Raw genomic sequence first — 18358 nt, 5'->3', positions numbered from 1 at the left:
ATCCGCCTCGCCTCTCCCGAACCCGGCCGACACTCGGCCACGCGGTCCGCCCCCCAGCCGGGAGGAATCTCCAGCCCAGTATGCAGGAGCGCACCGACCCTCACGGCCCGCGGCGGACGGTCCTGCCCCAACCTTGCCGTTCTCCTGAGCCCGCGGGCTAGGCCTCCGCCCGCGCCAGCACGAGGGAGGCGTACGGCGGGAGCTGGACCATGTCATCGAGCAGTCCGACCCCGTCGACGGTGGACAGGAGGACCTCGGCGCCGGCTGCGCGCACGGGGACCGACGCCTGGTGCTCACCGAGGTTCAGCAGCACCGAGGTGTGCCCCCGGTGCAGCACGATCCAGCGACTGTCCTCGTCGAACTCGACGGAGACGGTGGTGAAATCGGCATCCCGGAGTTCCGCGCGGTCACGGCGGAGGCTGATGAGGTGCCGGTAGGTGGCGAGCAGCTCGGCGTGGTGTCCCTGCTCCGCCTCGGCCCAGTCGAGCTTCGCCGAGGCGAACGTCGCAGGGTCCTGCGGGTTGGGGACGTCCTCGGGGCGCCAGCCCATGCGTTCGAACTCCTTGAGCCGTCCCTCCGCCGTCGCCTTGCCGAGCTCCGGCTCCGGGTGGGAGGTGAAGAACGGCCAGGGCGTCGACGCGCCGTACTCCTCACCCATGAACAGCATCGGGGTGAACGGCCCGAGGATGTTGAGGACCGCGGCCTGGGCCAGCTGTGCCGGATTCAGCGTGGCACTGATGCGGTCCCCTGCGGCCCGGTTGCCGATCTGGTCGTGGTTCTGCGTGCAGACGACGAGCTGGAGGGGTGTGACGCGCGCCGGATCGATCTCGCGGCCGTGGTGGCGTTCGCGGAACGAGGAGTAGGTCCCGTTGTGGAAGAAGCCCTTCTCGAGGACCTTGGCGAGCGCGCCGACAGAATCGAAATCGAGGTAGTACCCCTCGGTCTCCCGCGTCAGGTTGACGTGCACCGCGTGGTGGAAGTCGTCGCTCCACTGGCCGGCGAGGCCGTACCCGCCGACGTCACGGGTCTGGATCAGTCGAGGGTTGTTCAGGTCGGATTCGGCGATGAGGAACAGGGGCTTCCCGAGCTCCTCGGCGCAGGCGTCCGTCCGGGCACCGAATTCCTCGAGGATGTGCACCGCGCGCTCGTCGTGCAGGGCATGCACCGCGTCGAGCCGCAGCCCGTCCACATGGTAGTCGGTGAACCACATGAGCAGGTTCTGCAGGACGTACTCCCGTACCTCGTCGGACTGCGGGCCGTCGAGGTTCAGCGAATCGCCCCAGGTGTTGGACATACCCTCGGTCAGGTAGGGACCGAAGAGCCCGAGGTAGTTGCCGCTGGGACCGAGGTGGTTGTATACGACGTCCTGGATGACTCCGAGGCCGCGCTGGTGGGCGGCGTCGACGAACCGCTGGTAGGCCGCCGGACCGCCGTACGTCTCCTGCACGGCGTACCAGAGCACGCCGTCGTAGCCCCAGTTGTGCGTGCCGTTGAAGGCGTTGACGGGCAGCAGCTCCACGTACTGCACCCCGAGGTCCACCAGGTGGTCGAGCTTCCCGATGGCGGCGTCGAGCGTGCCCTCGGGCGTGAAGGTGCCGAGGTGCATCTCGTAGATGACGCCGCCGTTCATCCCGGGCGACTGCCAGGCGCCGTCCTGCCACGCGTGCGCGGAGGGGTCGAAGGTCCGTGACAGCTGATGGACGCCCTCTGGCTGCCGGCGTGAACGCGGATCCGGGACCGGGGTGTCGGACCCGTCCACGAAGTACCCGTAGGCGACGTCGTCGCTCGACGCGGGGGGCTCGGCCGGCTGCCACCAGCCGCCGTCGCCCTGCGTCATGGGGTACTGCGTCCCCTCGACGACGAGGATGAGGGATCGGGCGCGCGGCGCCCAGACATCGAAGGGGCTCATGCTGCGTCCTCCTGGACCAGTAGGGCTGCGGGGAAGGTGGAGAAGAGGTCTGCCGCGCGGACGGTCCCCCCGGAGACCGAGGCCCCGGTGAGCGCGCACGTGTAGCTGCCGGCGGGCAGGTCGACGGTGGTGTCGCCCCACCCACCACGCCGGTCGAGCCCGTAGGGCAGGCGCGTGATGAGCGTGATCGCCCCGCCACGGTCGAAGCCGAACACGTGGTCGGCGGCCTCGCCGGACGGGACGACGGCGGCGTACCCGGTGAACAGTTCGGGACGGTCCCTGCGCAGGGTGAGCGCCCGCGTGACGACGAGCAGCTTGGCGTGGGCGTCCTCACCGAGCTGCGGCAGCGCGCCGAAGGCGAGGTCGGTCAGGACCTTCCGGCGGGCGTCGTAGTCCACCTCGCGGCGGTTGTCCGGGTCCACGAGCGAGGTGTCCCAGAACTCGGTGCCCTGGTACACGTCCGGTACGCCGGGCATGGTGAGCTGCAGCAGTTTCAGCCCGATCGAATTGGACCAGCCGGCCTGCCGGATGCGCTCGACGAAGGCGGACACGAGGGCCGAGACGGCGCCGTCGTCGAACGCGGCGTCGACGGCCGCGTGCATCCCGCGCTCGAAGTCCTCGTCCGGTGCTGTCCAGTGCGTGCTGAGGTCTGCCTCGCGGGAGGCCTTCTCCGCGTAGGCATGGGCCCGCTCGCGCGTGAGCGGCCAGGCGCCGATGAGCGACTGCCACAGCAGCGGCGCGAAGGTGGGGTCGCCGATGGGCGCCAGCTCCTCGAGCTGCGCGAGGACACCGGTCCATTCGTCGGCGAGCTCGGAGATGACCGAGATCCGGGTCCGCGTGTCCTCGCTGCGCTTGGTGTCGTGCGTGCTCAGCGTCGTCATGGCGAGGGGAGCCTCGGTCTGGCGTTCGAGCAGCCGGCGGTGCAGCTCGAGCGGGTCGATCGCGAAGATCGCGGGGTCCGCCCCCACCTCGTTCAGCGAGACGAGCCGCGAGTACCGGTAGAACGCGGTGTCCTCGACGCCCTTCGCCATGACCATGCCGGAGGTCTGCTGGAAGCGCTGGGCGAGTTCGGTCCACACACCGTCGCCCTCGAGGAAGGGGTTCAGCAGCGGGTGCAGCGCGGCGATGGTGTCGGCGAGGTCCGGACGGCGGACCTGCGCATCGCGCACGGCCTCGGCGAGGTACTCGGCGCCGCCCGGGAGGTAGCTGCGGTAGACCGGGAAGCAGGTGAGCAGTTCGGCGATCGCATCCGCCGTCGCCGCGGCGTCGAGCCCTGCCTCGGCGGGCACGAGGCGTGCGAGGCGCAGCACCTCGGAGCGCAGGATGCCGTCGGCGATGCCGCGCTTGGTCCCGTGGATCATCTCGTGGAACGGGTCGACGGGGACGGTGGCCGTGAGCGCGTGCTCGCCGGCCGGGTCCGTGAAGAGCCGGTCGACGTCCGCGAGGGCGTCGTATCCGGTGGTCCCCTCGGTGGCCCAGTCGGTGGGGAGCTTCTCCCCCGGCTCGAGGATCTTCTCGACCAGCACGTAGGCGCCGCCGGTGAGGGCCCGCAGGTCGTCGAGGTAGCCCTTCGGATCGGCGAGGCCGTCCGGGTGGTCGATGCGCAGGCCGTCCACGAGTCCCTCGTCGAACCACCGCTTCACCTCGCTGTGGCTCTCCTGGAAGACCCAGGGCACCTCGACCCGGAGCCCGGCCAGGCTGTTGACGCCGAAGAAGCGCCGGTAGTTCAGTTCGCTGTCCGCCCGGCGCCAGTTGACGAGTTCGTAGTGCTGGCGGTCGTGCACCGCGGCGCCGGTGTCACCGGGGTGTGCTGTGCCGTCCGCGATGGGATAGCGGTTGTCGTAGTAGTGCAGTTCGCCGTCGACGACGGTGAGCTGATCGAGCTCGCCGTCACCGTCACCGAGGACCGGCACGCGGAGGCGGCCGCCGTCGGCGTCCCAGTCGACGTCGAAAGCCTCCGCCATGCGCGAGGTGCGGCCCTCCTTCAGGAGCTGCCACCACCAGGCGTTGTCCGCGGGGGTCTCGATGCCCATGTGGTTCGGGACGATGTCCACGAGGACACCCATCCCGGCGGCCCGGGCGGCCCCGCTGAGCGCGGCAAGGGCCGAGGGTCCACCGCGGTCGGGGTCGACGGCGGTGGGGTCGGTGACGTCGTAGCCGTGGCCGGAGCCCTTCTCCGCCGTCAGGATCGGGGAGAGGTAGACCCAGTCCACCCCGAGGTCGTGCAGGTACGGCACCAGGGCCGCGGCCCGGTGCAGGTCGAACTCGCTCCGGATCTGCAGCCGGTAGGTCGATGTCGGTGTCAGCACGGTGGTGGTCCTCCTGGACGGGCGGTGGTGAAGGCGGTGGTGCGCTCGGGTCGAGCGCGAGGGGTGCACCCGGCTGGACTGCGCGGGTGCACCCCGTGGTGCTGCGTGGTGCCGGGTGGTGCTAGGGGGTGCCGGTCTTCGCCGTGACCTCGTTGGCGAGGATGGCCAGGGACGCCGCGACCGAGTGGTCGAGGTCCTCGACCTCCGAGTGCGCCCGCAGGACGACCATCGACTTCCCCTCGACCGCGATGGTCTTGCCGGCCGGGATCGCCTCACTGTCCGCGTACTTGCCGGCCGTGTCGATCACCTCGTCCCACGACGTCCCGTACTCGTCCGAGGGGATCGTGAAGTCCACGGCCTCGTCGTGCGCGTTGAAGTACAGCAGGAAGTTGGCGTCGACGATCCGCTGGCCGCGGGCGTCACGCCCCTGGATGCCCTGGCCGTTGAGGAAGACACCGATCGAACGGCCGAAGCCGCTGTCCCAGTCCTCGGGGGCCATGAGCTCGCCGGCGGTGTCCAGCCACACGATGTCCGGCAGCGCCTCGCCCTCGCCGCGGCGCACGGGGCGTCCGTCGAAGAAGCGGCGGCGGCGGAACGTGGGGTGCTCGGACCGCAGCCGGTTGACGGCCGCGGTGAATTCGAGCAGCGGCTGGTCCATCTTGTCCCAGTGCACCCAGCTGAGCTCGGAGTCCTGGCAGTAGGTGTTGTTGTTGCCCTCCTGCGTACGGCCGAGCTCGTCGCCGTGCAGCAGCATCGGCACGCCCTGCGAGAGCAGGAGGGTGGCGATGAAGTTGCGCTGCTGGCGCACCCGGATCGCGAGGACCTCGGGATCATCGGTGGGCCCTTCGGCCCCGCCGTTCCAGGAGCGGTTGTGCGATTCGCCGTCGTTGTTGTCCTCGCCGTTGGCCTCGTTGTGCTTCTCGTTGTAGGAGACGAGGTCGCGCAGGGTGAAGCCGTCGTGGGCCGTGACGAAGTTGATGGACGCGACGGGGCGGCGCATCGAGTGCTCGTACAGGTCCGCCGAGCCGGTGAGCCGCGAGGCGAACTCGCCGATGCTCGAGTGCTCGCCGCGCCAGAAGTCGCGCACGGTGTCGCGGTACTTGCCGTTCCACTCGGTCCACTGCGGCGGGAAGTTGCCCACCTGGTAGCCGCCGGGGCCGACGTCCCACGGCTCGGCGATGAGCTTCACCTGCGAGACGATCGGGTCCTGCTGGACGAGTTCGAAGAAGGCCGAGAGCCGGTCCACCTCGTAGAACTCGCGGGCCAGGGCCGAGGCGAGGTCGAAGCGGAAACCGTCCACGTGCATCTCGGTGACCCAGTAGCGCAGCGAGTCCATGAGCAGCTGCAGGGAGTGCGGGTTGCCGACGTTCAGCGAGTTGCCGGTGCCGGTGGTGTCCATGTAGTACTGCTTGTCGTCCTCCACCAGGCGGTAGTACGCCGCATTGTCGATGCCGCGCATCGAGATGGTGGGGCCCATGTGGTTGCCCTCGGCGGTGTGGTTGTAGACCACATCGAGGATGACCTCGATGCCGGCGAGGTGCAGCTCGCGCACCATCGCCTTGAACTCCTGGACCTGCTCACCCTGGTCGCCGGAGGAGTTGTACTTGTTGTGCGGCGCGAAGAAGCCGATGGTGTTGTAGCCCCAGTAGTTCGAGAGGCCCTTCTCCTGCAGCGTGCTGTCGTTCACGAACTGGTGCACGGGCATGAGCTCGATCGCCGTGACGCCGAGCTTCTGCAGGTGCGCGATGACGGACGGGTGCGCCACGCCGGCGTAGGTACCGCGCTGCTCCTCGGGGATGTCCGGGTGCAGCTGCGTGAGGCCCTTGACGTGGGCCTCGTAGATGACGGACTGGTGGTAGGGCGTCCGCGGCATGCGGTCGCCGTCCCAGTTGAAGAACGGGTTCACGACGACGCCGAGCATCATGTGGGCGGCGGAGTCCTCGTTGTTGACCGAGTGCTCGTCACCGAAGTTGTAGCCGAACAGGGCCTGGTCCCAGTCCAGGTCACCGGAGATCGCCTTCGCATAGGGATCCAGCAGGAGCTTGTTCGGGTTGCAGCGGTGTCCCTCGGCCGGATTGTTGGGGCCGTGCACGCGGTAGCCGTACTTCTGGCCCGGGGTCACGTGCGGCAGGTAGCCGTGCCACACGTAGCCGTCGACCTCCTTCAGCTCGACGCACGTCTCGGTGCCGTCGTCGTCGAAGAGGCAGAGGACCACGGAGTCCGCGATCTCGCTGAACAGCGCGAAATTCGTGCCGGTGCCGTCATAGGTGGCTCCCAGGGGGTAAGCATCGCCGGGCCATAGTTCCATTGGTTCTCCTTGGTGTCATACGCCACGATCCCCTCGGGGCCGTGGCGGTGGTGCTCGCAGTCTCCGGGGTCCTGGTGCCCCGGAGCGCCTGCTCCATACATAGCGCATTCGTCTGTCGACGCGGTTAACGGCGTCGACCCTCTCCTACGGGACGGCGGCTAGGCGACGCCCTTCGAGGAGGTCGGCGACGACGGCTCCGATGTCCGCCGGGAGGGTCGAGACGACGACGGGTCCGCGCAGCGCGGCCCGCTGTCCGGCACGGCCGTGCAGCAGTGCCCCGGCGGCCGCGGCCGCCGCCCAGAGGTCCTCCTGCGCGACGCCGACGCGACCGGCGGCGCCGTCGTCCTCGGCCAGGGTCGCGGCGAGCGCCCCGATGATGCCCGCGAGGGTGTCACCCGAGCCCGCGGTGGACAGCCAGGGGCTCGCGTCGGTCTGCGCGAACAGGGTGCCCGACGGCGCCGCGACGACGGTGGTGAAGCCCTTGAGCAGCACCGTGGCGCCGGTCATCTCGGCTGCGCGGAGAGCATAGTGCGCGGGCTCGGCCTCGATGGCCGCCCGGTCGGCGTCGACACCGCGCCCGGCAAGCAGTTGGCTGAGTTCACCGGCATGGGGAGTCAGGATCACCTGGGGTCCCACGCGCTCGGGCACCTCGGAGAGCGCACCGGCATCCACCACCACGGGCAGTCCGGCGGCGATCGCCTCGACGGCGCGCACGCGCTGGTCCTCGTCGTCCACGGCGCCCGGACCCACGAGCCAGGCCTGCGACCGGGCCTCGCCGACGGAACCCCCGGAGGCCACCACCTCGGGGTTGCGCTGGTGGACGAGGGCCGCGACGGCGTCGGGACCGAGATAGCGGACCATGCCGAGGCCCATGGCGAGCGCCGCGCCGACGGCCAGGGCCGCAGCGCCGGGGTAGCGGGCCGAGCCGGCGGCGACGCCGAGCACCCCGCGGGAGTACTTGTGGTCCTGGGCCGTGGGACGGCGCAGGAGGGCGGCGACATCGGCGTCGAGCAGGCTCCGGACCGCGGGGGTGAGGGCGGAGAGATCCAGCCCGAGGTCGACGACGTTCAGCTCCCCCGCCGCCAGGGCACCGTCCCCGAGCAGGAGTCCGGGCTTGGCGGCACCGAACGTGACGGTGGCGTCCGCGGCGATGACCGGTCCGTCGACGCGCCCCGTGTCGACACCGATCCCGCTCGGCAGGTCGCAGGCGATCACGAGGGCAGTCCGCCGTCCTCGGGGTCCGGCGACGGTGGTGAAGGCTTCGACGAAGCTCCGGGCGGTGCCGCGCAGGTTCCCGCCCGAGCCCGTGCCGATGATGCCGTCGAGGACGAGGTCGGCACTGGCGGCGTGGACGGCGAGCGCTTCCGCGTCGGCGCCGTCGTCGAGCCTGACGCTCGTGCCCCCGGCACGGAGGAAGGCATCGAGCGAGGCGGTGTGCACGCGGTCCGACAGGAGGACGGCCGTGGCGCCGACGCCGCGGCGGACGAGCCGCTCACCCGCGTACAGGGCGTCCGCACCGTTGTTGCCGCTGCCTGCGAGGACGACGGCCGTGGCGCCGTAGGTGCTGCGGCCGGCCTCACGCAGCAGCCCGAGCGCGACGCCGAACAGCCCGTGCGCCGCCCGCTGCATCAGGGCGTCACCCTGCCCGGCGTCGATGAGGGGAGCTTCCGCGGCGCGGACGTCTCCCCCGGAGAAAGCTTCAAGCATATGGTCGAGCTTAGCGGTTCGCGGGCCGGTCATCAGTACGGTTACTATCTGGTGCCCGACGGTGTATGGCCTTCTGCGACGACCATCGCCGTGGCGAGGCCGCCGTCGTGGCTGATGGACAGGTGCCACGTCTCCACCCCGCGGGCGCGGGCGGCGTCGGCCACTGTCCCGTCGACGACGACCGAGGGCGCACCCGCTGCGTCGACGTCGATGGTGCAGTGCTGCCAGTTCATCCCCACGGGAGCGCCGATCGCCTTCGCGATGGCCTCCTTGGCGGCGAAGCGCGCGGCGAGGGACCGCGTGTTCAGCAGTCGCTCGGACGGTACGAAGAGCCGCTCCAGCAGGGCGGGGGTACGTTCGAGCTGCTTCCGGAAGCGCTCGATGTCCACCACGTCGACGCCGATCCCGACGATCACCGGGACGCCCCGCACGGTGCCGCCGCGGCACGGAGCCGCGGCGGCATCCCGATGGATCTACTCAACCGTGACCGACTTCGCCAGGTTGCGCGGCTGGTCCACGTCGTAGCCCTTCGCGCTGGCCAGGGCCAGGGCGAAGATCTGGAGCGGGACGGTGGTCAGCAGCGGTGCCAGCAGCGTCGGCGAGGCCGGCACGTAGAAGACGTGCTCGGAATAGGCCTCCACCGAGGTGTCGCCCTCTTCGGCGATCACGATCGTCACGGCGCCGCGGGCGCGGATCTCCTGGACGTTGGAGACGACCTTGGCGTGCAGGGAGTCGCGGGCGCTCGAGGACGGCATGACCACGACGACGGGCTGGCCCTCCTCGATCAGGGCTATCGGTCCGTGCTTGAGCTCGCCGGCGGCGAAGCCCTCTGCGTGGATGTACGCGAGCTCCTTGAGCTTGAGCGCACCCTCCATGGCCACGGGGAAGCCGACATGGCGGCCGAGGAACAGCACCGACTTCGCGTTCACCATGTCTACGCCGAGCTGCTTGATCTTGTCGGCGTCGTCGAGGATCGCCTGGATCTTCGCCGGGATGGCGGACAGGTCGGTCAGCACGTCGGCGATCTCGTCGCGGTACTTGTTGCCGCGCAGCTGCGCCAGGTACAGGCCCAGCAGGTAGGCGGCGGTGATCTGGGCGAGGAACGCCTTCGTCGAGGCGACGGCGATCTCCGGTCCGGCATGCGTGTAGAGGACGGCGTCGGCTTCGCGCGGGATGGTGGACCCGTTGGTGTTGCAGATGGCGACCACCTTGGCACCCTGCTCGCGGGCGTAGCGGACGGCCATGAGCGTGTCCATGGTCTCGCCCGACTGCGAGATGGCCACCACGAGGGTCTTCTCGTTCACGATCGGGTCGCGGTACCGGAATTCGTGGGAGAGCTCCACCTCGGTGGGAATGCGGCACCAGTGCTCGATCGCGTACTTGGCGACCTGGCCGGCATACGCGGAGGTACCGCAGGCGAGCACCACGATCTTGTCGACCGAGCGGAGGATCGACTCGTCGATGCGCAGTTCGTCGAGGACGAGGTTCCCGGAGACGTCGGAGCGGCCGAGGAGCGTCTGGCCGACGGCGTCGGGCTGGTCGTGGATCTCCTTCTCCATGAAGGAGTCGAAGCCGCCCTTCTCGGCGGCCGCGGCGTCCCAGCTGACGTGGAACTCCGTGCCCTCGGCGGGCGCGCCGAAGAAGTCGGTGATCGCGACGGCGTCGGGCGTGATCGTCACGATCTGGTCCTGGCCGAGCTCGACGGCGCGGCGCGTGAAGTCGATGAAGCCCGAGACGTCGGACCCGAGGAAGTTCTCGCCGTCGCCCAGCCCCACCACGAGGGGCGAGTTGCGGCGGCCGGCGACGACGACGCCCGGCTGGTCCTGGTGGATGGCGAGGAGGGTGAAGGCGCCCTCGAGGCGCTGGCAGGCCTGCTGCAGGGCGAGGGTCAGGACGTCGCCCTGGACACCGCTGTCGACGAGTCCGCGGTAGATGTAGCCGACGAGGCCGGCAGCCACCTCGGTGTCGGTGTCGGACAGGAAGGTCAGCCCCTCACCGGTCAGCTCGGCCTTCAGCTCGGCGTAGTTCTCGATGATGCCGTTGTGGATCAGCGCGAGCCGGTCGCCGTCCGCGAGGTGCGGGTGCGCGTTCTGGTCCGTCGGTCCGCCGTGGGTCGCCCAGCGCGTATGGCCGATCCCGGTGAGCGAGCGCGGCAACGGGTCCGCTGCCAGTTCCGCGACGAGGTTGGTGAGCTTCCCCGCCTTCTTCCGCGACTCGATGCCGGCCGGCGTGATCACGGCGACGCCTGCCGAGTCGTACCCGCGGTACTCCAGGCGCCGGAGCCCCTCCATGACGACGTCGAGCGCCCCGTGCCGCGCGTCCGCCGCTTCCTGATCGAACGCCGGAGCGACCGATTCGAGAGCCGATGATCCCTGGCCGTGGTCCCGGCCTACATACCCCACAATTCCACACATGGGTCCAAGCGTACCGGGGGCCGTGTTTGTTCTTGCGCAGGCCACCGGGCAGAATCGTCGGGTGAGTGACAGAAGCACGGGGACGCAGCAGGCCACCAGTGCCGAATCCTTCACACCGTTCGTCGAACTGGACCGCCAGATGTGGTCCCGGCTCTCCCATGAGATCGAGAGCCCGCTCAACATGGAGGACGTGCAGCGCCTGCGCGGTCTCGGCGACGCGCTGAACCTCGACGAGGTCCGGGAGGTCTACCTCCCGCTCTCCCGCCTCCTCAACCTCTACATCGCGGCGGCCGGTCGGCTCCACGAGGCCACCAACACCTTCCTCGGCGAGACCACGACGCGCACGCCCTTCGTGATCGGCGTCGCGGGGTCCGTGGCGGTCGGCAAGTCGACGACGGCGAGGGTGCTGCGGGAGCTCCTGAGGCGGTGGCCGGACACCCCCGACGTGGAACTGATCACCACGGACGGCTTCCTCTACCCGAACACGGAACTCGAACGGCGCGGCCTGATGCAGCGCAAGGGCTTCCCGGAGTCCTACGACCGGCGCCGCCTGCTGCGGTTCGTCAGCGAGGTCAAGAGCGGCGCCGCCGAGGTCACCGCGCCCTGGTACTCGCACCTCACCTATGACATCGTCCCCGGTCGGGAGGTCGTGGTGCGGCGGCCGGACGTCCTGATCGTCGAGGGGCTCAACGTGCTCGCACCCGCCCGGCCGAGGCCGGACGGCATCACCGGGCTCGCCCTCAGCGACTTCTTCGACTTCTCGATCTACGTCGATGCGAAGACCAGCAACATCCGGCAGTGGTACGTCAACCGCTTCCAGTCGCTGCGCTCCAGCGCGTTCGCCGACCCGGAGTCCTACTTCCACCGGTACGCCACACTGACCGACGAGGAAGCACGGCTGAAGGCCACCGACATCTGGGAGCGCATCAACGAGCCCAACCTGGTGGCGAACGTGCTGCCCACGCGCGGGCGCGCCCAGCTCGTCCTCACCAAGGATGCGGACCACTCCGTCCGCCGCATGCTCCTGCGGAAGACCTGACGGTGCGGGCGGCACCGCTGGCGGCGGCACTCGTGCTCGCCGTCGGCCTCTCGGCCTGCGCCTCCCCCGCCGCTGATGTCCTGGCGGCCGATACTTCGACGGCGGCCGCGTCCGCCCCGGCCGGCATCCCCCAGGGCGCGGCAGACCTGCCGGCGCCACCCGGCGTGCTCCCCGCGCCCGCGCAGCGCACCCCGGGTCCCGCCGTGACGGAGGACACGGCGGCCGCAGGACCCGCGACGCCGTCGCCGGCGGCTCCCGCCCGCAGTTCCGACACGCACCTGGATCCGGCAGCCACCGACGTCGTCGTCAACAAGCGCCGGCCCCTGGTCCCCGTCGACTTCGCGCCGTCAGGCCTGCGGCAGCCGGACGTCGCGACGGCCACCGACAACGGCCTGCTCCGGCCGGACACCGCCACTGCCGTGGAGGAGATGTTCGCGGCCGCGTCGGCCGACGGCGTCGGCCTCGTCCTGGTCAGCGGGTACCGGTCCTACGCGAACCAGGAGTCCACCTACGCGTACTGGGTGGGTCAGTACGGTGACCAGGCCGGCGCGGACACCGTCTCCGCGCGGCCGGGGCACTCGGAGCACCAGACCGGGCTCGCGTTCGACATCGGCCAGGCGGACGGCGCGTGCACGCTGGTCTCCTGCTTCGCGGGCACCGCGGCGGCCCGGTGGGCGGCCGAGAACGCCGCCGAGTACGGGATCATCCTCCGCTACCCGCTCGGCTCCGACGGGACCACCGGGTTCTCGGCGGAGCCGTGGCACTTCCGCTTCGTGGGACGGGACGTCTCGCTCGCCATGCAGGACGCCGGGACCCGGACCCTCGAGGAGCACTTCGGGCTGCCGGCGGCGCCGTCGTACTGATCCAGATCATCCATCCGGGTACTTTCTGCAGAGGCTCGCAACTCGACGCTGCAATGGCTGGCAGCCCAGAGAGATATCCCCAGCGCCTTGACCAGCGGTAGTCGATCGAAACAAGTTTTATCGTGGTTCCGTCCCGTCAAGCTAGCTTTACAGAAGGTAAAGTATCGGCCATTCACCAAGGTGCTTTGCCAAGCCCCAGTCTCGTCCCGGGATGACAGATGTCGTTGGGCATGACGAAGCCCCGAGGTCCCCATCGCGAACCTCGGGGCTTCTCCCAGCGCCTACTGAAGGGGTGTGAGGAAAGTCAGGGCGGACCCTTCTCCTACGATCAGTTCGGTGAGTGCTTCGTTGAAGACCTTGCCGTAGTCGGCGCTGATGTGTGTGGTGAATGCTTCCTGGTCGCTGTAGATCTCGTAGACGAAGAAGTCGTTGGGCGACTCCTTGCGGCGATGGGGGTCGAAGGTGATGTTCCCCGGCTCAGCCCGCACCTTGGTGGTGAGGTCCAGCAGAAGCGCCTGAACTTCCTCGGCCTTGCCCTCCTGGGCGGTGAACTCGGCGTAGAGGGCGACGGTTGCCTGGGTCCGTGGGGTCATGCTGTCTGCGCTCCGGTCATGATCGCCACCGCTTCGGTCATGGTGTGGCTTTGCGGGGTGATGGTCGTGGCGCACTTTCCGAGGCGCTGGATGTGGATGCGGTCAGCTACCTCGAAGACGTGCGGCATGTTGTGGCTGATGAGGATGACCGGAATTCCCCGGGTCCGAAGGTTTTTGACCAGTTCGAGGACCTGCTTCGATTCCCGGACGCCGAGGGCCGCGGTGGGTTCGTCGAGGACGACGACCTTGGATCCGAAGGCCGCTGCGCGGGCGACGGCGACGGCTTGGCGTTGGCCGCCGGAGAGGTTTTCGACCGGCACGGTGACATCCTGAAGCGTACTGATGCCGAGCTCGGTGAGTTCAGCCCGGGCTTTCTGGCGCATGCCTTTGGTGTCGACCATGCGGAACACGGAACCGAGGATCCCTTTGCGGCGTTCTTCGCGTCCGAGGAAGAGGTTCGCGGCGACGTCGAGTGCTGGTGAGACGGCGAGATTCTGGTACACGGTCTCGATGCCGGCTTGCCGCGCGTCCTGGGGCCGTTTGAAGTGGACGGGCTGTCCTTCGAGGAGCAGTTCGCCCTGGTCAGGGACTTCGGCTCCGGTCAGGCATTTGATCAGGGTCGATTTACCGGCGCCGTTGTCCCCGATGATCGCCAGGACTTCTCCCGGGTAGAGGGACAGGGACACTCCATCGAGGCCGACGACCTTGCCGAAGGTCTTGACCAGGTTGCGGGCTTCCAGGATGGGCCGGCGGTTAGGATCGTTGCCCGGTGCTGGGAGGGTCGTGCTTGCTGTGTCGGTCACTTGCGTACCTTTCGGATCCACTGGTCGACGGAGACGGCGATGATGATCAGGACACCCACGGCGAAGGTCTGCCACAGGACGTCCAGTCCGGCGAGGGAGAGGCCGTTGCGGAAGACGCCGACGATCAGCGCCCCGAGGAGGGTGCCCCAGATGGTGCCGCGGCCACCGAAGAGGCTTGTTCCGCCGATGACGACGGCGGTGATGGAGTCCAGGTTCAGGTCGGCGCCGGCGTTGGGGGACGCCGCGTTGCTGCGGCCGATCTGGATCCAGGCGCCGACGGCGAGGATGGCGCCTGCGGCGAGGTAGACGCTGACCAGGACGCGGTTGACGCTGATGCCTGCAAGGCGCGCAGCTTCCTTGTCGTCGCCGACGGCGTAGACGTGGCGGCCCCAGGCGGTCTTGCCGAGGATGAAGGCGACGGCGACGTAGAGCAGGAGCATGAGAACGACGCCGTTGGTGATGTTCACGCCTGCGAGGCTGAAGGTCGTGCCGGTGGCGGTGAGCACGCCGGGCATCTCGGCTCCGCGGACGGTGGCGCCTGCCGAGTACAGCAAGGTCAGGGCGATGAAGATGTTCAACGTGCCGAGGGTGACGATGAACGGGGGCAATCTGAACTTGGTGACCAGGAAGGCGTTGAATGCGCCGGCGGCGAGGCCTACGACGAGTCCCAGGATCAGTGCGACGAACCCGGGGATGCCGTTCTGTGAGCTGGTCTGGGCGATCACCATGGAGGTGAGGACCATGACTGCCCCGACGGAGAGATCGATGCCGGCGGTCAGGATGATGAGCGTCTGCGCGATGGCGAGGGTGCCGACGACTGCGACCTGCTGGGTGATCAGTGAGAGGTTAGCCGGAGCGAGGAAGCGTTCGTTGAGGAGCCCGAACACTATGATGGCGATGACCAGCACGATGGCGGGGCTGAGGGCAGGGTAGCGGTGGAGGGTGTTGCGGACTCGGGTAAGTGGTGTTGTGCGGTCGAGGAACTCGCCGGCAAGATCGTGGCTGCCCGCTGAAGGAGCCGCTTTCACTGTCTGGTTCATGGAAGAACTCCGTTGGTCGGTGCTGATAGTCGGTCCGCGGGGAAAGTGTCGACCCGCGGACCGACTATGTCGAGGGGTGTCTTATCCCCAGCAGATGTCGCTGGCGGCAGCGGCATCGATGGACTCGAGGCCATCCTGCGGCTCGTTGGTGACCAGCGCTACGCCGGTGTCGAAGAAGTCCTTGCCGTCGGTAGGCTCGGGAGCCTCACCCGTCTCGACCAGGTCAGCGATCGCCTGGACTCCGAGCTCAGCCATTTTCACGGGATACTGCTGGCTGGTCGCGTCGATGATTCCCTCATCGACCTGACCTACGCCGGCGCACCCCCCATCGATGGACACGACGATCACGTCGTCCTTGCCGGCGGCCTTGAAGGCCTCGTAGGCGCCGTAGGCGGCCGGTTCGTTGATCGTGTAGACGACGTTGATGTCGGGGTTGGCGCTCAGAAGGGTTTCAGCTGCAGTACGGCCGCCGTCCTCGGCGCCCTGGGAAGCTTCGTTGCCGACAATCTCGTAGTCGCCGCCGCTGTAGGAACCGGTCTTCTCTTCGTCCCCGTTCGTCTCGGCATCGGCCGTGTCGATACCCATCCCATCCAGGAAACCCTGGTCACGGTTGTAGTCGACCGAGACGATCTTGTCGTCGAACAGGTCGATCATGGCGATGGTCGCCTTCTCACCGGCAAGTTTCGAAGCAGCCCACTTGCCGATCTCCTGCCCGGCGACGAAATTGTCGGTTGCGAAGGTGATGTCTGCGGCTTCAGGATCCGACGGTGGGGTGTCGAGCGCGATGACGAACAGGCCGGCGTCGCGGGCCTTTGTGAGCGCATCCTCGACGGCCGGGCCGTTGGGCGTGATGAGGATGCCGGCGTCGCCCTTGGAGATGGCGTTCTCAATGGCCTGGATCTGGGTGTCTTCGTCGCCGTCTTCCTCGCCGGCAGCGAGGGTCAGCTCGACTCCTTCGCTTTCGGCTGCTGCCTGGGCGCCTTCCTGCATCGCGACGAAGAAGGGGTTCGTGGTGGTCTTGACGATCAGTGAGACACCGATCGGACCGTCACCGGAGCCAGCACTGTCGCCCGACGAGGACGACGCGTCTCCTCCCCCGCAGGCCGTCAGAGCCAGGAGCGACAGGGTCACGACGGAACCCGCTGTCATCAGACGCCGGCGGGTCGAGTGGGACGGATGGGATGTCATGCGATTCATCCTTGAATCTCCTTTGGTGGCGGGAGGCATCCTCCCTGACAACGATGTCATTTCAGGTATAGACTATGATCTGGCTCACAGTCAACCCTTTCCGGAACGATGGAGATTCGAACGTGACATCGATGTCAGGTAAAAGCTCAGCGCACGCGCCGCGTTCGCGCCCCACGATGCGCCACGTCGCCGCCCTGGCCGGCGTAGGGATCAAGACGGTCTCGCGGGTCATCAATCAGGAACCGAACGTTTCAGCCGCGACCATCGCGAAGGTGATGGACGCCGCACGGTCGTTGGACTACCACCCTGATGAGCAGGCGGGGAACCTGAGGCGAGCAGACGGGCGGACCAGGACTCTCGGCCTTCTGGTGAGCAGCGTCGACAACCCCTTCGCCGGGGCCATGCATAGGGCCATCGAGGACCTCGCCCTGGAACGGGGGATTGCAGTGTTCGCCTCGAGTCTCGACGACGATGCCGAACGGGAGCAGTCATCAGTAGCGGCGTTTCTACGCCGACGGGTCGACGGGCTGATCCTCACGACGATTTCCCGTGACCAGTCCTATCTCGCATCCGAGATGCGTCACGGCACCCCGATCGTTTTCGTGGACCGGGAGCCCGCCGGGATCACCGGCGACTGCGTCATGAGCGACAACCGCGCGGGGGCCACCACAGCCACCAACCACCTGCTCGATCACGGTCACCGGCGGATCGCCTACCTCGGAGACCGCAGCGACATCTATACCGCCGCTCAGCGCCGCGCCGGGTTCTTCGACGCTCTCGGCCGCGCGGGAATCCCGACCGGAGACATCCCGGTCATCGAGAACCTCCACGACGAGCGATCCGCAGCGCAGGCCATGCTCGCCCTCCTTGACTCCGCCACACCCCCCTCGGCCGTGTTCACCAGCCAGAACCTTGTGACTATCGGCGCTATACGGGCACTGAGATCCCGTGAGGCGCACCGCCGCACAGCACTTGTCGGCTTCGACGACTTCCAGCTCTCCGATCTTCTCGATCCCGGTGTCACCGTCGTCGCCCAGGACCCGGAGGAAATCGGACGGACAGCTGCTCAGCGCCTCATCGGCCGGCTCGACGGAGAAGCGACGCCGGCGCGCACGTGCATCGTGCCCACCACCCTGATCGTCCGCGGCAGCGGCGAGATCCGCTCCGTGCAGCCTTGAGAACAGAAGGAAAACCCATGACCACTCACGCCCTGAAGGACGTCGCCCAATCCTCACCGCGCACCGAGCATCGACCCGCCGCACGCCCTGGAAATCCTGGAGGCCCTGGTGCCTCGCGCGTGGTCGTCGTCGGCGACGCGCTGATCGATGAATTACGCGAGCCAGGCGGGTCGCAGTCCTTCGTGGGCGGCGCAGCTCTGAATGTCGCCGTCGGGCTGACCCTGCTCGGAGTACCGACAACACTCATCGCCATGGTCGGCGACGACGAGGACGGCCGGCGTATCAAAGGGTTCCTGGACCTTCACGGTGTCGAGCTGCTCGCAACACCTGCGCCCTACGGCACCTCCCGTGCCGTCTCGGATCGCACCGACGGTGAGCCCCGCTACGCCTTCAACCACGCCGCGAGGCACCGAACCCTGCTCTACCAGGACGCACACCGTGTGGCCATGGCGCAGGCAGAGTTCATCGCCGTCAGCTGCTTCCCCTTCGACAACCAGAGGGAAGTCGATGCGCTGACGGCCCTGATCAGCCGGCCCGAGCGCCGCCTTGTCATCGACCCGAATCCTCGCTCGGGCATGATGGCCAACAGGGAGCTCTTCCTCGCCAACTTCACGGCCATGGCAACCCGGAGCTTCCTCAGCAAAGTCGGCGACGACGACGCAGCCCTCCTCGCCGCCGAAGACCTCCACACATTCAGTCAGCGCCTCCTCGACGCCGGAGCGCCCACCATCCTCGCCACCGCCGGGCCGCTGGGCGCCTGGCTCCTGCGCGCCAATGAGCCCGCGGTCCACCAACCCATAGCCCCTGGCGAGGGACCGATCATCGACACCATGGGCGCCGGTGACGCCACCCTGGCGTCCATGGTGTCCACACTCGTCCGACACGGAATGCCCGGGGCAGCCTCCGAGACGAGAGCCGCGCTGGCGGAAGCAATGCTCATCGCAGCCGCCACCTGCCGTGAGCCCGGCGCCCTCCTGCGGCAGCCTTGAGCGCCGCCACCCTCTACG

14 protein-coding genes are annotated in these 18358 nt (G+C 68.5%); 4 read left to right on the top strand and 10 right to left on the bottom strand.

Annotated elements, in window-relative coordinates; all coding sequences use genetic code 11:
• Positions 1–157 precede the first annotated feature (157 nt).
• The 6 genes from treZ to glmS all read right to left on the bottom strand — a co-directional run bounded on the left by treZ (position 158) and on the right by glmS (position 10647).
• On the bottom strand, positions 158–1909 hold the full coding sequence (gene treZ, locus ASF21_RS06410; protein WP_055768222.1) for a malto-oligosyltrehalose trehalohydrolase: 1752 nt from the start codon (positions 1907–1909) through the stop codon (positions 158–160).
• Entirely contained in the window at positions 1906–4218 is a 2313-nt protein-coding gene (gene treY / locus ASF21_RS06405; protein ID WP_055768219.1) for a malto-oligosyltrehalose synthase, read from the bottom strand. The genes treZ and treY overlap by 4 nt, the downstream gene beginning before the upstream one ends.
• 121 nt (positions 4219–4339) lie before the next feature.
• Entirely contained in the window at positions 4340–6526 is a 2187-nt protein-coding gene (gene glgX, locus ASF21_RS06400) for a glycogen debranching protein GlgX (RefSeq protein ID WP_055768216.1), read from the bottom strand.
• 144 nt (positions 6527–6670) lie between these two features.
• On the bottom strand, positions 6671–8233 hold the full coding sequence (locus ASF21_RS06395) for a bifunctional ADP-dependent NAD(P)H-hydrate dehydratase/NAD(P)H-hydrate epimerase (protein ID WP_055768213.1): 1563 nt from the start codon (positions 8231–8233) through the stop codon (positions 6671–6673).
• A 44-nt stretch (positions 8234–8277) separates the two neighbouring features.
• Complete coding sequence (locus ASF21_RS06390; protein WP_055769276.1) at positions 8278–8649, bottom strand: holo-ACP synthase; 372 nt, start codon at positions 8647–8649, stop codon at positions 8278–8280.
• A 57-nt stretch (positions 8650–8706) separates the two neighbouring features.
• On the bottom strand, positions 8707–10647 hold the full coding sequence (gene glmS, locus ASF21_RS06385) for a glutamine--fructose-6-phosphate transaminase (isomerizing) (protein WP_082471278.1): 1941 nt from the start codon (positions 10645–10647) through the stop codon (positions 8707–8709).
• Between the two features lie 61 nt (positions 10648–10708).
• Between glmS and coaA the strand changes: the two genes are divergently transcribed.
• Both coaA and ASF21_RS06375 read left to right on the top strand, forming a co-directional pair.
• On the top strand, positions 10709–11686 hold the full coding sequence (gene coaA, locus ASF21_RS06380; RefSeq protein ID WP_055768210.1) for a type I pantothenate kinase: 978 nt from the start codon (positions 10709–10711) through the stop codon (positions 11684–11686).
• A 2-nt stretch (positions 11687–11688) separates the two neighbouring features.
• Positions 11689–12549: a D-alanyl-D-alanine carboxypeptidase family protein gene (locus tag ASF21_RS06375; RefSeq protein ID WP_055768206.1), complete on the top strand. Its 861-nt coding sequence runs from the start codon at positions 11689–11691 to the stop codon at positions 12547–12549.
• 281 nt (positions 12550–12830) lie between these two features.
• Here ASF21_RS06375 and ASF21_RS06370 read toward each other — a convergent pair whose 3' ends face one another.
• The 4 genes from ASF21_RS06370 to ASF21_RS06355 form a co-directional block, all read right to left on the bottom strand.
• Positions 12831–13142, bottom strand: coding sequence for a putative quinol monooxygenase (locus ASF21_RS06370; RefSeq protein WP_055768203.1), 312 nt, complete (start codon positions 13140–13142; stop codon positions 12831–12833).
• A complete protein-coding gene (locus tag ASF21_RS06365) occupies positions 13139–13945 on the bottom strand; it encodes an ATP-binding cassette domain-containing protein (protein WP_055768200.1) in 807 nt (268 codons plus the stop codon). Before ASF21_RS06365 ends, ASF21_RS06370 begins: the two co-directional genes overlap by 4 nt.
• The gene (locus tag ASF21_RS06360) at positions 13942–14985 is read right to left on the bottom strand and encodes an ABC transporter permease (protein WP_055768197.1); all 1044 of its coding nucleotides are present in this window, start codon (positions 14983–14985) and stop codon (positions 13942–13944) included. The genes ASF21_RS06365 and ASF21_RS06360 overlap by 4 nt, the downstream gene beginning before the upstream one ends.
• Positions 14986–15066: 81 nt before the next feature.
• Complete coding sequence (locus tag ASF21_RS06355; RefSeq protein ID WP_082471276.1) at positions 15067–16182, bottom strand: substrate-binding domain-containing protein; 1116 nt, start codon at positions 16180–16182, stop codon at positions 15067–15069.
• 167 nt (positions 16183–16349) lie between these two features.
• Here ASF21_RS06355 and ASF21_RS06350 point away from each other — a divergent pair, with 167 nt between their 5' ends.
• Both ASF21_RS06350 and ASF21_RS06345 read left to right on the top strand, forming a co-directional pair.
• Positions 16350–17351, top strand: coding sequence for a LacI family DNA-binding transcriptional regulator (locus ASF21_RS06350; protein WP_055769272.1), 1002 nt, complete (start codon positions 16350–16352; stop codon positions 17349–17351).
• A gap of 17 nt (positions 17352–17368) precedes the next feature.
• On the top strand, positions 17369–18340 hold the full coding sequence (locus ASF21_RS06345; protein WP_082471275.1) for a PfkB family carbohydrate kinase: 972 nt from the start codon (positions 17369–17371) through the stop codon (positions 18338–18340).
• The last annotated feature ends 18 nt before the right edge of the window (positions 18341–18358 follow it).

The sequence above is a fragment of the Arthrobacter sp. Leaf234 genome (assembly GCF_001422665.1).
GTDB lineage: Bacteria > Actinomycetota > Actinomycetes > Actinomycetales > Micrococcaceae > Arthrobacter_D.
The sequence above is the reverse complement of the archived record's forward strand: the minus strand, read 5'-3'. Positions and strand labels throughout refer to the sequence as shown.

Bases quoted from the DNA above. Each gene is read 5' to 3' on its own strand.
- glmS (WP_082471278.1), bottom strand. From the start codon at position 10,647: ATGTGTGGAATTGTGGGGTATGTAGGCCGGGACCACGGCCAGGGATCA.
- ASF21_RS06360 (WP_055768197.1), bottom strand. From the start codon at position 14,985: ATGAACCAGACAGTGAAAGCGGCTCCTTCAGCGGGCAGCCACGATCTT.
- ASF21_RS06350 (WP_055769272.1), top strand. From the start codon at position 16,350: ATGCGCCACGTCGCCGCCCTGGCCGGCGTAGGGATCAAGACGGTCTCG.
- ASF21_RS06395 (WP_055768213.1), bottom strand. From the start codon at position 8,233: ATGCTTGAAGCTTTCTCCGGGGGAGACGTCCGCGCCGCGGAAGCTCCC.
- glgX (WP_055768216.1), bottom strand. From the start codon at position 6,526: ATGGAACTATGGCCCGGCGATGCTTACCCCCTGGGAGCCACCTATGAC.
- ASF21_RS06355 (WP_082471276.1), bottom strand. From the start codon at position 16,182: ATGAATCGCATGACATCCCATCCGTCCCACTCGACCCGCCGGCGTCTG.
- ASF21_RS06345 (WP_082471275.1), top strand. From the start codon at position 17,369: ATGACCACTCACGCCCTGAAGGACGTCGCCCAATCCTCACCGCGCACC.
- treZ (WP_055768222.1), bottom strand. From the start codon at position 1,909: ATGAGCCCCTTCGATGTCTGGGCGCCGCGCGCCCGATCCCTCATCCTC.
- ASF21_RS06370 (WP_055768203.1), bottom strand. From the start codon at position 13,142: ATGACCCCACGGACCCAGGCAACCGTCGCCCTCTACGCCGAGTTCACC.